At 36.8% G+C, this 12,918-nt stretch carries 10 protein-coding genes; 6 read left to right on the forward strand and 4 right to left on the reverse strand.

Features of this window, described 5'->3' with window-relative positions; genetic code table 11:
* Nucleotides 1-64: 64 nt before the first annotated feature.
* Nucleotides 65-1,336 (reverse strand): NHL repeat-containing protein, encoded by a 1,272-nt coding sequence (locus tag EHQ16_RS19005; protein WP_135632892.1) that lies wholly within the window; start codon nt 1,334-1,336, stop codon nt 65-67.
* 146 nt (nt 1,337-1,482) lie between these two features.
* Here EHQ16_RS19005 and EHQ16_RS19010 point away from each other — a divergent pair, with 146 nt between their 5' ends.
* The 3 genes from EHQ16_RS19010 (at nt 1,483) to EHQ16_RS19020 (ending at nt 5,122) form a co-directional block, all read left to right on the forward strand.
* Nucleotides 1,483-2,256, forward strand: coding sequence for a helix-turn-helix domain-containing protein (locus EHQ16_RS19010; RefSeq protein WP_135632894.1), 774 nt, complete (start codon nt 1,483-1,485; stop codon nt 2,254-2,256).
* 89 nt (nt 2,257-2,345) lie between these two features.
* Nucleotides 2,346-2,657 carry an antibiotic biosynthesis monooxygenase family protein gene (locus EHQ16_RS19015; RefSeq protein ID WP_135633013.1) on the forward strand — a complete coding sequence of 104 codons (312 nt, stop codon included), beginning with the start codon at nt 2,346-2,348 and terminating at the stop codon, nt 2,655-2,657.
* 188 nt (nt 2,658-2,845) lie between these two features.
* The gene (locus EHQ16_RS19020) at nt 2,846-5,122 is read left to right on the forward strand and encodes an autotransporter outer membrane beta-barrel domain-containing protein (protein ID WP_135632896.1); all 2,277 of its coding nucleotides are present in this window, start codon (nt 2,846-2,848) and stop codon (nt 5,120-5,122) included.
* A gap of 20 nt (nt 5,123-5,142) precedes the next feature.
* Here EHQ16_RS19020 and EHQ16_RS19025 read toward each other — a convergent pair whose 3' ends face one another.
* The gene (locus EHQ16_RS19025; RefSeq protein ID WP_135632897.1) at nt 5,143-6,675 is read right to left on the reverse strand and encodes a hypothetical protein; all 1,533 of its coding nucleotides are present in this window, start codon (nt 6,673-6,675) and stop codon (nt 5,143-5,145) included.
* 93 nt (nt 6,676-6,768) lie between these two features.
* Here EHQ16_RS19025 and EHQ16_RS19030 point away from each other — a divergent pair, with 93 nt between their 5' ends.
* Both EHQ16_RS19030 and EHQ16_RS19035 read left to right on the forward strand, forming a co-directional pair.
* Nucleotides 6,769-7,479, forward strand: a complete 711-nt coding sequence (locus tag EHQ16_RS19030) for an SH3 domain-containing protein (protein ID WP_244242148.1) — start codon at nt 6,769-6,771, stop codon at nt 7,477-7,479.
* 402 nt (nt 7,480-7,881) lie between these two features.
* The gene (locus tag EHQ16_RS19035; protein ID WP_135632899.1) at nt 7,882-8,928 is read left to right on the forward strand and encodes an alpha/beta hydrolase; all 1,047 of its coding nucleotides are present in this window, start codon (nt 7,882-7,884) and stop codon (nt 8,926-8,928) included.
* A gap of 55 nt (nt 8,929-8,983) precedes the next feature.
* On the opposite strand, the gene EHQ16_RS19040 is transcribed toward EHQ16_RS19035, so the two are convergent.
* Together EHQ16_RS19040 and EHQ16_RS19045 are read right to left on the reverse strand one after the other, a co-directional pair.
* The gene (locus EHQ16_RS19040) at nt 8,984-9,853 is read right to left on the reverse strand and encodes an MBL fold metallo-hydrolase (protein WP_425269960.1); all 870 of its coding nucleotides are present in this window, start codon (nt 9,851-9,853) and stop codon (nt 8,984-8,986) included.
* A 304-nt stretch (nt 9,854-10,157) separates the two neighbouring features.
* Nucleotides 10,158-11,282, reverse strand: a complete 1,125-nt coding sequence (locus EHQ16_RS19045; protein ID WP_135632903.1) for a hypothetical protein — start codon at nt 11,280-11,282, stop codon at nt 10,158-10,160.
* Nucleotides 11,283-11,929: 647 nt separating this feature from the next.
* On the opposite strand from EHQ16_RS19045, the gene EHQ16_RS19050 reads away from it, so the two are divergent.
* Nucleotides 11,930-12,760 (forward strand): hypothetical protein, encoded by an 831-nt coding sequence (locus EHQ16_RS19050; protein ID WP_244242149.1) that lies wholly within the window; start codon nt 11,930-11,932, stop codon nt 12,758-12,760.
* Nucleotides 12,761-12,918: the final 158 nt, after the last annotated feature.

Here is a 12,918-nt window from a genome sequence, read left to right on the forward strand (position 1 = left end):
CATTTTGTATTAGTTAATTCAGGTTATGTCAATTGAATTTTAGAAAGATTCAAAATTGGTTATATTAGTATGAATTCCAGTAACTACTTCGTAACAAAGAATCACAGATTTTACCTTTGGCACCTGGATTTAAAGCAAATACGCTGTCATCTGAATGAGGGATAGTATAAATTTTTCCGTTAGGCGCATAGACTGCGTCTCCCCATTTATTGAAAGTAGCAACACCTGAGCTATAAGTAGTAGAAGTGAGAGTCTCCGGATCAATGATAATGAATTGGTCAATGTCCGCAGGTATGCCATAAATTTTACCGTCGGCTGCTAAAATCCCGCCTCTCAATTTTCCTGTATTTGCAATTGGCGAAGGCCATAAACTTATGGAGTCATTTGTTGGATCTAGGATTAAAAAATGAGAATCGTCTGCAGCCATGGCAAAAATTTTCCCGTTAGGTGTTACGACTGCGTGCCTCCATTTATTATTAATATTGAATGTTTTAGGCTGAGGAAGAAGATAACTTCTTTCCGAATATGGATCTAAAACAAAAATATAATTGGACACGACAGGGAAAGCATAGATCTTTCCGTTAGGTGCAAGAACCCCACCTTCCCACATATTCGTCTCGGATAAAGGAGAAGGAATGGTTCTAACCGAATCCGTTTTCGGATCAATCACAAGAATTTTAGACACTCCCATGGGAATTCCATAGATTAGGCCATTAGGGGCAAGGACTCCTCCCCTCCACTTTCCAAGTCCTGTTTCCGGCGTTGGCAATGTATAACTTTCGTTTGTTTCTGGTTTAATGACTAAAATTTGGTTCCCATCTCTTGGGATACCATATATTTTTCCATTCGGAGCAAGCACACCCCCTTCCCAAAGACCACCCCCACTCGCTCCAGAAGAAAAACTAGTAGTACCATTCGTACTCGGATCGATGACTAGAATATCCGATTGATTAAAGGGCATGGAATAAATTTTTCCGTTATCGGCAAGAACTCCACCGAGCCATTTCGCAAAACCAGTATATGGCGGGGTAAAGGTAGTAGAACTAACACCCGTTGAACCAAGGGCTGCTTGTTTTTTCATTTCAGCCGAGACATACTTCCAACGCCTCGGTTGAATTACTTCCAATGGATTCATTTCACAAATGGATCGATTGGGAGCCACAGAACCACAATATTCTCTGTCATCATCCACTAAGATTCGAGCCAAATAAAAATCTTGAAAGGATTCGGAACCAGGGTCACAGCCATTTTCTAAGCTGGGAAGTTTACAAGAAAGAAAGAGTAGATGGGCACAGAGACTGAACCAGAGGAGAGGTAAGGTTACGCGGGGTTTCAATGGGTCAGGTCGCTTCTGGAATTGAGGGTTTTCATTGATCTATAAATTGTCAAACGAAAGAAATTTACTAAAAAATCAAGTTGCCACACTTCCGGCAAACCCTACTTTTAGGGGGTACAAAATGTATGGGAGGTTTTTCTTTTTAGATGAAAGTTGATAGTTTCTTTCCTTCGGAAAACCTGAAACCCTATATACAAAAATATCTGATCATTGAATCAGAAGAAGGAATCGAAAATCGTATCCTTCCAAACCCAAATCTAGTTTTATCTTTCCAACTCAAAGGGAATCTAAAATCGGAAGAATCAAATTCCCTTTACGATTTGCCGAAGGTTGGCCTTGCGGGTTTTCGAAAGAGTGCACGGACCATCATTTATCCCAAAAACTCATCGGCCCTTCTTGTCCTTTTTTCCGAAGTTGGTGCTTTTACTTTTTTTCAGGAACCAATTTCTGAGTTCTATGGAAAAACAGTCAGTTTGGAGGATTTATTTCCTAGGCCCCTCATCAATAGAATCGAGGAACAATTGTTTGTTTGTAAATCAAATACCGAACGAATCAGTCTAATCGAAAACTTTTTACATCAAATTAAAAAAAATCGTATGATAGATCCCATCATTACAAATACTCTTTTAAAAATTAAAGAAACCAATGGTAAAATCAAAATAGGAGAGATTAGACAAGGTCTTCCCATTAGTATTGATTCCTTAGAGAAAAAATTTAAGGTTTCTATTGGAACCACCTTAAAACACTACTCCAATCTTTTAAGGATTCGGTCTGTCATATCCTCCCATTCACAAAAAACAAACCTAACCGATTTGGCATACCATGCGGGATACTTTGACCAGTCTCATTTCAACAAAGAATTCAAACTTTTTACAGGATCATCACCCAAGGAATATTTTAAAAATCCACAAAACTGGTAACTGGTTTCCTTTTTCTGATTTTTTACAATTTTATCACCCCTATTCGCGGTATCCTAAATCTTAGAATCAATTACCATAAAGAGGATATGATGAACCAAATTTTAATCGATCGATTTCATTTGCCCACAGAGTCAAAAAAAATATTTTTAGAAAGAGTAAAAATCAATCGCGATTTTATCAAAAACATAGATGGGTTTTTAGGAGACCAAACCTATATCAGAGAAGAACAAAATAAGATTCAATTTGTCACCATTGCCACTTGGAAAGACAAACAGAGTCTAGAAAACGCGAAAACACTGGTTTTTGCAGAATATGAAAAACAAGGGTTCGTAATGCCAGAATTTTTAAAAGAAAACTGCATCCAAATCGAAAGAGAGATTTACGAAAAAATGATTGAGTAGTTGAGAATATGAAAATCTATAAAATGCCAAAGACAAAATTTGGCATTTTCCAACAAACAAGAGTTTAGTGAATCATAAACACAGTTGCAAAAATTTATTGACAAATTAAATATTCTAGTATTACAATTCTAAAATAACAGTTGTCAATAGATTCTCTTTCCAAAAAGTCCCAAAGTATCGGTAATCCTATGATGCGAAAGTCCCAATCGTTCTATTTTTTCTTCATTCTAATTTCCTTTATTTTTTGTAAACCTCCTGAACTTTCGAATTCTTGTGATCCAAAATCTGAGTCCTATTTAAAAGGATCCATCCTTAGGTTTTTAATCAACGATAGTTCTCCTTCTTGTCTGCCTGGGTTTCCGAAAACTCCCATTCAAATTTGGGGAGCCCATAGTAGTAACTCTACCAACGTAGACATCAAAGGGATGGCTGTTCATGACAACAAACTTTACTTAGCGGGAGCCTTTCAATTTTTAGGCCCCAATACGGGAGGAGCAGCCATTCTAAATACAACCGATGGATCCTTGATGGATGCAGGAGTTTGTCCTTATTTAGAAGTTCTTAGTTTTAGCAATGTAGCCATTTCAGATGAAAGAGGTGGTTTCTATCTAGCTGGAAGTTTTACCCATGTACAAGGGATTCAAAAACAGAGCCTTGTCCATATTGATTCCAATTGTAAGTTGGATACAAATTTTGATGTGGGAACAGGCGCTGGTGGTGCAGATGTCCGCGACTTATTACTAGTTGGTGAAAAAATATATATCGCCGGTAGTTTTTCCACTTGGAATGGTTCCACTCGTGGATTTCTCGCAGCAGTGAATCGTATATCAGGTAATTTAGATACTGCTTGGATTGCCAATGCTGATGGAACAGTAGAATCGATCATCGCAGATACTGACGGCATCTTTGTTGCAGGACAATTCTTAAATATCAATGGAAGTGGTATTGCTAGACTATCAAAAATTTCCTATGATACGGGGACTCCCAATCCAAGTTTTTCCCCAAGTATAAGTGCTGGAGCCGTTCGTACAATTGCGATAGGAAAAGATGCTTCAAACAATAAAGTAGTTTATGCCGGAGGCAGTTTTACTGCCGGTTCTCCTACGAATGCTAGATCCTTTGATATGAATGGCAACATGACAGCGTGGAACCCTGCGCCAAACGGGTTAGTGGATGATTTAGTTTATTTAGGATCAAAAGTCTATTTGATTGGCAGTTTTAATCTCTTAAGTGCCACAACCAGAATCAATTTTGCAGCTGTTGATAACAACACTGGTCTTGTTGGTTCTGAAAATTTAATGTTAAATGGTAGCGACACACTAGCATCGATTACAGATTTCGGTGGCAAGATTTACATTCTAGGAAATTTTACTTCTGTCGCTAGCAAACCAAGGAGAAATGGATTCTCTATTGATCCAACTAATGGAAATATTTCGGATTGGAATCCAAGTTTTACAACGAGTTTTTCCTATCCAGGTGGCAGAATTGCATTCTCATCAGATGGATCGAAGGTACTAGTTCCTGGAAATTTTTATAGTGTAAATGTTGTAGAACGAAGTGGATTTGGATCCATTGATTTGGTCACAGGGAAAGCCACAGATTTTAATCCACAACTAACAGGAACGATCAATAGTATACATATAAGAGACAATATTCTTTATGCGGGAGGGTCTTTTACTTCTATTCTTAGCCAATCCAGAACCAACTTTTTCGCCTTAAATCTAAACTCATTATCTTTGGAAGGAATGTCTCCCACATTCAATTCTGATATCAGTATAATAACTAGCGATGGAAATTTTATTTATACCGGTGGTAATTTTATCAATGTGGCAGGTTCAGCTCGTCCATATATCGCACGTTTGGTGCTGTCAAATGGAAGTCTAGACAGCTGGAACCCAAGTGGTGACGCAGTTGTTAATTCCATTTTACCCACAGAAGATAAAATATTTATTGGAGGGTCTTTTACAAGTATCGGTAGTTCAGGTTCTCCCAATTTTTCATCTCTCAATCGGTCGACGGGCATTAATTTACTATTTCCATCCAACGTCAATTTTCCGAATGGAAATGTTGCCTCCATTGCCCAATACCAAAACCAATTTTTTATAGGTGGGGCATTTATTTCCGTCGGAGGACAGGCAACCTCTTACATTAGCGCCTTTGATGGTTCTACCGGTGTATATACACATCAATTATTTACAGCTGATAGCAGTGTCTCCACCATCTCCATTGGAGAGAATGGCAAGGGCATCGTCGGTGGAAGTTTTACCACCATCAATGGATCCTCAAAACCAGGATTTGTATTTTATGATTTTCTAAATAAAAAAGTTTTAGATTCCAATCTTCCATCTAATGGAAACGTAAATCATTCTTTCTCTGTTAAAAATAGGCATTACTTTGGTGGGAAAATCACAGATGTGAACAATAGACCCAAAGGTGGATATTTTATATGGGATTTAGGAAATTAACTCAGATCTCCTAAAATTGGCTAACGGATGAATCTAGAAAAAATAGCGTTGGTAGCCCCATTACCATAAGGAATTGGTGATTCTGCTATCACTCGATTGCTACTTCCGTAACTACTAAAAGAGCCATCACAATGCTGAACACTTGCCGCTTTAAAGTTTTCTTTTCCTGAAATACGGTAGTCTTCTCGTAAGGAGATTGGATCAAACTCTGATGTAATTCCTGTTTGGCTTCCCACACTCCCAGAGATTAAAACTTTTCCATTTGATAATACTATCGAGTCCGATATGATCACACTTTCACCTGGATTATAAACAAATGAGGAGTTTAAAAGATTCCCCGATCCATCTAACCTATAGAAAATGGTCGAATCAATCCCGGTACCAGGATGTAGTTGCCCTGTGCTCGGAGCTGAATCGCTATACATAGCAGAAGTCAAAATATTCTGGTTAGAAAATGCTACAACGGATGGCGCAATATCATCAACAACATCGTTAGTACCACCTAAATACCGATGCCATTGGTAATTGAATTCTGAATCCAATTTCATTACTATATTGCCAATATAACCAGGAAACGAATTTTTTCCATTTGGATATTCGCTATTGATATCCTCTGAATTTAATGCTACAATATAAAACCCTTGACCATTGGGTATTTCTACAATACGGAGGGGCCTTGAATTGGCAACAGATGGAACAAAGGGAATATACTTTGTGAAAATGGCTATACCCGAATAACTTATTTTTTGGATATACCAATCATTACCTGTATTTGTTCCTATCACAGAACCGGGGCTAACAATCGCTCCAGTAGAAAATCCAACAATATAAAATCCCGTGGAGTCAGTAGCTTCAATCATATCGGAAACAATCGCTGAATCAGAGTTAGTTCCATCATTAAAATACCGAGTCCAGGAGAATTCGTTATTCACATTTAATTTTGTGATAAAAGAATTGGATCCCGTACCTGAATGAGGTACCACAGGGGAGGGCAGTGATATTGTCGATGTGGCTCCGTATACATAAACTCCATCATTTTCCTTATAACGAACTCCATTAGGACGATCAGACCTTTGCCCTAAATAAGAAATCCAAACTCTTTGCCCTGAAGCTGAAAATTTAGTTAGTAAAAAATTTGTAGTAGAACCAACCGCTCCTTGGAAGCCAATCCCACCAGATCCAAATTGATTCGAAGAAAAGGCTAATCCATATAAATTGTAAGACTGATCGACCCGAAAGGACAAACCACTAGTATAACTTCCGGAACTGGTTACTTCGCCAATAAAACTATCCCAAGGCCCCGGAGGAGGCGAACAGGAATTACAAGGGGCTTTCCCTAAAGCACAAAGAAGAACGGCTGTTTCAAAATATGCTTTGGAACTCGGATCAGAAGGATTATTCAATGCTACTGGTTTACAAGTAAAACATAAGGATAAAATAAACAAACTAACATACAATACTGACAAGAACTTAGGGAAAAATAAATTTGTAGTACTTTTAATTATAATTTGGTAATTTACTTTTTTTCCTAACATTAAATCCATTTTAAACATTTGAAATTTATTTCAATAAATTAATTCCCAAAGATTATATCGATATGGCAGATCTTAAATAATTTCTACTGATTTTGATTTGACATGGTTAAAATGATCACCCTATATTTACCTGAAATGTACCTACGAATCGGATTTCTTTTCATCTTTTTAGTAAGTTTCCAATCCCCTCTTCTTCCTTGTGAACCATTTGACCCAGTTTCTCTCAAACCCACTGATGCATCCAGAGAAGATAAGGATTTTTTCTCCTTCAAACAAAAATTGGAAAAGGCAATCCAAGAAAAAAACATCAAGTTCATTGAATCAGTCATTGATCCACAAATCTCTTTTGATTTCTCTGAAGATGGTATGGGAAAATCCAATTTTCTAAAACATTGGAAACTAAAACAAAATCCGAAAAACCCCGAATTCTGGAACGAACTTTCCCAAACCGTCAATTTAGGTTTTACATTTAAAGATCAAATATGGTCGGCTCCATTTCTATTCAATCAAACACCAGAATCCATTGATCAATACTCATATTCACTCATCACAGGCAGTGTAGTGAATGTCCGTGACAAACCATCCACAAAAGGAAAAATACTCACACAACTTAGCTGGGAATTTGTAAAAAACGAATACGATGAGACAAATCCTAAACCAAGTTCGAAGGAACCATGTAACTTCAAAAAAGTTTGTATTTCGGACGGACAAATCGGATATATTTGCGAACAATATTTACGAAGCCCTCTAGGTTATAGAGTTGGATTTTCAAAGAAAAAGAACTCTTGGTCTATGATATTTTTTGTTGAAGGCGGAGACTAAAATATTTTTAAATTGCAAACAAAAGGCGGGATCTGATTCATTTCAATCACTAAGATCCCCGCTTTCACTAATCTATCATTCTAATCCAACTCTTTAAAATAACTCCTTCTCATTTTCATTTTCAGATTTTCACCTGTGATTCGTTAGCCGAACAAAAGACATTTCCGACAGATCTTAAACCACCAAATGAGCATCATAAATTAACAGTTCAAAATTAGAAGAATCTTTGTGTTAAATTTTGATTTCAATTCAGTGAAAAAGAAATTAAATTTTCAAAAATTAAAGTCATCTATATCCATCGCAAAGAATCACGGTAAATCATTCTAAAAATGATTTGGGTTGATTTTAAAATATAAATTTAAACTTTGTGATAAATTCTGCTATTTACAGACAATCAAATCTATGAATCAATTAACCGCATGGTCCAAATCAATCCAATTTATACTTGGGCTACAGAGCCAGGACGAATCCCTTTCCGATACCAAAGAAATCTTAATTCCAATCCGTAACGGTAGTTTACGAACAGATTGTTACATTCCAAAATCAAAATCTCTCGGGACGATTATTACAATCAATGGGTTGGCTCCTTTGGGGAACAGAGACCCCAGGTTTATCATTGTCAATAAAAGCCTACAAAAGATTGGTTATACGGTCGTTAGCCCTTTTTATGATGAAATTTGTGATTATAAAATCTCCCTTCGAAATATCGAAGATATCAAAGACTCAATTTTATTTATCTCAAAACAAAAGGAAATTTCGCCTTCAGGAAAAGTTTCTATTTTTTCCCCTTCCTTTTCCGGATCACTCAGTCTGATTGCAGCCAGTGATAAACAAATCGCAGACAGGATTAATTGTATTTGTACAATTGGAGCTTATGCAAAAGTCGATGATATCATCGGAAACTTATTTGCTAACCAAAACTTAGATGAATATGGTCGGATGATTCTTTTACTTAACTTTCTCCCAATTTCCATTGGAAAAAATGAAAGTCTTTTTAAGGCCATCAAATTGACTATCTTAGATAATTATTACAAATCCAATGATCTTTATTTAAAACCTCATTATCAAAAAATGAAAAATACAGATCGATTGTTTTTTGATCAGCTAAAAAATGATCCAGAATTTAGAATCAAACATTGGAATGTAGTGCTAAAAAAAGGTGGGAAAAATCGTGAATTACTAACGGCATTATCGGTTACAAACCATATCTCCAATTTAAAATTACCAATTTTATTGATTCACGGTTTAAAAGATGATGTAGTGCCTGCAAACGAGTCTGTCATATTACATAAAAAGTTAATCACACAAGGTGTAAATAGTAAACTATGCGTGACCACTCTCATCTCCCATGGGGATACTGGATTTAATCTAATGACCTTATTGGAACTTCCGAAATTGATTTCATCTTTTTCTTTCTTTTTTGCAAAGGCCTTTGATCAGAAAAAATAAATCCCATACCAAACAAAGTTATGCAGTCAACAGACACGAATTTGAAATTGGTTCACTACCTCTTTCCGGAAATTTGAATTCGTTCTTGGTGACCAGGATATACAAATTTAAGTTGGTTTGTGTTTTCCAAACGTTTTAAAAAATCCAAACTTTTTTGATTGAGTTTATGATCAGAAGTAAAAGCTCCTGGTGTCACTCCTTCTTTCCAACCCCATTGCGTATGGCAAGAATCTCCTAATACCAAATGAGCCCCATCTTTGGCTGGAATGAAAAATGCTAAACTTCCTGGTGTATGGCCCGGAACAGAAATCACATAAAAACTTTCATCGCCAAAAAAATCCAAAACGGCAATCTCACTCGGTTCTTTACCAAAATCGAGTTGGAATAAATTTGGATTTTCTCCTAACAAACGATTGGTGGATCCTTGGACAAATAAATTTATGAATTGTTTTTTTGTAACCTCACCTGGACCCACATAAAAAGGCACAGACCTATCCAACTCGGAAGCGCCGAGGGCATGATCTAAATGCAAATGAGTGAAAAAAATACCCTTTACATCAATTTTATTTTTACTCAAATAATCTTTGGTTGTTTCATAGATTTTTAGTTTAGAAAAATGCATTTGGGATTCTACGATGGAATTGATTGGCAATTCATCTTTACCTTTGGTAAAACTTTCACCCACTCCTGAATCAATTAGAAATGTTCCGTATTTTGGGTGTTTGATGAGATAAAAATAAATCGAAATAGGTTCTAAACGATCTTTTAAACCAGCTGCTTTTGCTTTGGGATTCTCCAAATCTAAAAGTCCAGCAAGTGAGGTTTCCCAATCTGCCGCTTTGATTACTTGGAATTCAATCCAGGTTTTGGGTTTGGGAGCACGAGGAATTTCATCTGTTACCTTCTCTACTAAAAATGGTTTCACTTGATGAGAGGTTACCTGGCAAGTTAGGTTCAGAAAAATTAGAAACAATGTGAATACTAGGTGTTGGAACAAAATGCACCTCCATCAGGCAAAATCCCATTTTAAAAATTCCCAATAGAATGATCCAGAGAAAATCTAAGGTAGGATCTATGACAAACGCAGTAAAAGTTGCTGGAACCGTATCGGTTATAGAATGATCTAGAAGAAATTCCAAAAAGAAAAACCCCGCCGAAGGCGAGGTTTTTTAAATTCCTATGTGAAAACGTTTTGTTTCCGACTCACAAAGGGGATATGTTAAACAATTCTAAAATCTGTAAGAAACTTCAAACCCAATCTGTCTGCGAATGTCTTTGTTCTCAGGAAACGGGCCAAATCCTGGCTGACTTCCCAGTATAAAAGGTAAAAAATTGATACTGTTTGATGTTCCGCCATTGAATAGTGTTAAGATATTTCCGGCTTCTTTTACCTTGCTATCTACCACTCGGTGGGTCGCTTCCGTATGTGAATAATTTAATCCAAAACTAACATTTTCAGAAATATTGAATCTGTATCCAATACTGATTCGACTTCCAACTAACTCTGAATCCACTTTTCCTTTGATTTTATTTTCAAAAGGAAACGCAATTGTAGGTGTAAGCACTAACAATGAAGAAATTTTATTTTCGTAATTTCCGCTATTGGCAACACTTTTTAGATATTCATATCCTAGACTGATGTTATGTCCTTCTGCAATTTTTAAGTTATATCCTAAACCTAAGATGGCATTTAGATAAGCTTCATTATAAGTAAGTTTTTCAATGGAACTTGCTCCTGCACCACTTGAAAAAACTGTTGATGATCCTGATGAAGAAGTAGTAGTTGTGACCGAATTAGTAAAATAGTATGGAGATTTTGATTTCACTTCGTTTCCATAAATTTCCCCACCAAGTCTGAGTGCTAAACCTTCTAAGAATTTATTCCCAGAATCATGAAATATATAAATATTCTCAGCAAGTTTGATATTTGCAGTTTGCAGACGGTTAGAAGTAAATTCACTAGCGACAAAACTTTCAGATCCAATTGTCATTGCGGAAGAACCTGAACCAAGTCGAGCAGTTGAGTTACTGTAATCAGCGGAAAAAATAGAATCTGAAAACAAGGTAGCAAATGAAATACCAAAATCGGTTCCCAGAAGACCACTGTGGCGAGCGTTGATTCCAAATTCAACTCCCTTCCCTTTAAACTTATTGGTGGCTGGAATACTCAAACTTGTGGTTCCACCTACCAAACGATTGAAGATCAAAGAATTTTGCATCGTCAATCCGTTCTTCAATGTAGCGGAATCCACTGTTAGGTCAACACCACGAAGGTAAATTACCTTTTCTTTACCTACTTCCGCATATATCGCAATATTTGTTATCAACAATACAAATAATATTAACTTTTTCATATATTCTAATTACCCGTTCATTTTTATGCAAAGGATTCACTGACGTTAACAATTGTCAAATGAATTAAGCCTAACAAAGATAAATTATAAAAATTTAACGACACATAACCCCAAAAAAAACAACAATTGTTTGGTAGTTTTTAGTGTTCTAATTCTAACACAAATACCAAAACGAAAAGAATAGAGATCTTCAAACCAGCTCTGTAAGTCGCAAAAAGCGAACTGAATCAAAATAAAATCGGGAAATTTGGCAATTTCGTTTTCAATTGGTTAGGATGTGTTATGGGGGGAATACGCACTTCCCACGAGCCACTCCCCTCCACCCTAACTCGGGTGGGGGATTTTAGATTCACGCCTACATTATGTCTCATGACTCTACCCCCAAAAAAATTCTCCCCATCTTGAGTCACCGAACCTCAAACGTATTGTTTGATCTTCCCTTATATTCTTAGCTAAACTCTCACAACTTTTTGTTTCATTATTTGTGAAATTTGCGGGAATATTTGATCGCCTCTAGGCCAATGGACTTCGTATGATGAGCAATCGGTTGCCATCATGTTTGCAAAAAAAAGAATTGGCTCCATTGATGATGGACCTCTAGAGTCCTTCTAGACCGCAATTTTTTAATTATGTATAGCCAACAGGGCATGGATCCCACTTTATTAGTTTGGAATTGTGCCATTACAATTCTAGTGGTAGCATTTGTTTGTTACCTGGCAAGTTTTCGCCAAACCATTCTTTTGCTGTTGGTCATGGCATTTGCACTGTTAGCCGGTATTCAATTCATCTTTGACCCTCATCATAATCTGATTGAAATCTTGAGTTTTATAAAGTTTATGCTGCTTCTCCCCTTTGGCTTAGGAGCAGTCCTCACTTTTGCTAGTTTTTCAGAAAACAAACAACAAAGGTTCCTACTTTGGTTTTCTCGATATATTAACTTTGCTGTGGTGGCAAATATCTTCGCAATGGTTTTTGCTCCCGGTGGCGACACTTACCGCGGATACTTGAGTCGCGTTGTATGTCTTGTCCTCCTCGTCTGGTTACTCCAGGAAATGGAAAAAGAAAGATTCCAAACAACTCAGTTTGATCGTGGATATTTTATTTTTCGATCCTCACCATTACAATGGATCTATTGTCACGCGGCATATCGCATTGCACTCTTATCGCTACCAACATTTGACAGCTTACAATACTTACTCCTTGAACCCTTGAGCCTTGTCGTCATGTTTGTCCTCTATCGTTTGCACAAAAAACGTTTTGCTCTCCATTATTATTTTGGATTTGCAGACACACTCGTCGTCACAACTCTAACAGCACTAACACGGTATCCAATTCTACCAGCATTCAAAATGGGGGAACCTTTTATCCGACAAAGTCAATGGGATATGATATTTATACCCATTCAACTTACCGTAATCGGCTTTGCTCTGCGGGCTATTTTCAAAAATACAGCCAACCCATCTTCTGTTGCGGTATAAAAAACCTAACCCTTGGCCATCGCGCTTCCGTCCTTCTCTGGACATAAAAAAACCCCGCTTGTTAAGTGCGAGGTTTGAGAATTAACAATGGTTAAAGGTTTAAGTTTAGAGACTTAACTTTTACAATATACAACGTAGCGTGACGACAATTCTAACAA

This window comes from Leptospira kanakyensis, from assembly GCF_004769235.1.
Lineage (GTDB): Bacteria > Spirochaetota > Leptospiria > Leptospirales > Leptospiraceae > Leptospira_A > Leptospira_A kanakyensis.

Bases quoted from the DNA above. Each gene is read 5' to 3' on its own strand.
- EHQ16_RS19010 (WP_135632894.1), top strand. From the start codon at position 1,483: ATGAAAGTTGATAGTTTCTTTCCTTCGGAAAACCTGAAACCCTATATA.
- EHQ16_RS19015 (WP_135633013.1), top strand. From the start codon at position 2,346: ATGAACCAAATTTTAATCGATCGATTTCATTTGCCCACAGAGTCAAAA.
- EHQ16_RS19020 (WP_135632896.1), top strand. From the start codon at position 2,846: ATGATGCGAAAGTCCCAATCGTTCTATTTTTTCTTCATTCTAATTTCC.
- EHQ16_RS19025 (WP_135632897.1), bottom strand. From the start codon at position 6,675: ATGTTTAAAATGGATTTAATGTTAGGAAAAAAAGTAAATTACCAAATT.
- EHQ16_RS19030 (WP_244242148.1), top strand. From the start codon at position 6,769: ATGATCACCCTATATTTACCTGAAATGTACCTACGAATCGGATTTCTT.
- EHQ16_RS19035 (WP_135632899.1), top strand. From the start codon at position 7,882: ATGAATCAATTAACCGCATGGTCCAAATCAATCCAATTTATACTTGGG.
- EHQ16_RS19045 (WP_135632903.1), bottom strand. From the start codon at position 11,282: ATGAAAAAGTTAATATTATTTGTATTGTTGATAACAAATATTGCGATA.
- EHQ16_RS19050 (WP_244242149.1), top strand. From the start codon at position 11,930: ATGGATCCCACTTTATTAGTTTGGAATTGTGCCATTACAATTCTAGTG.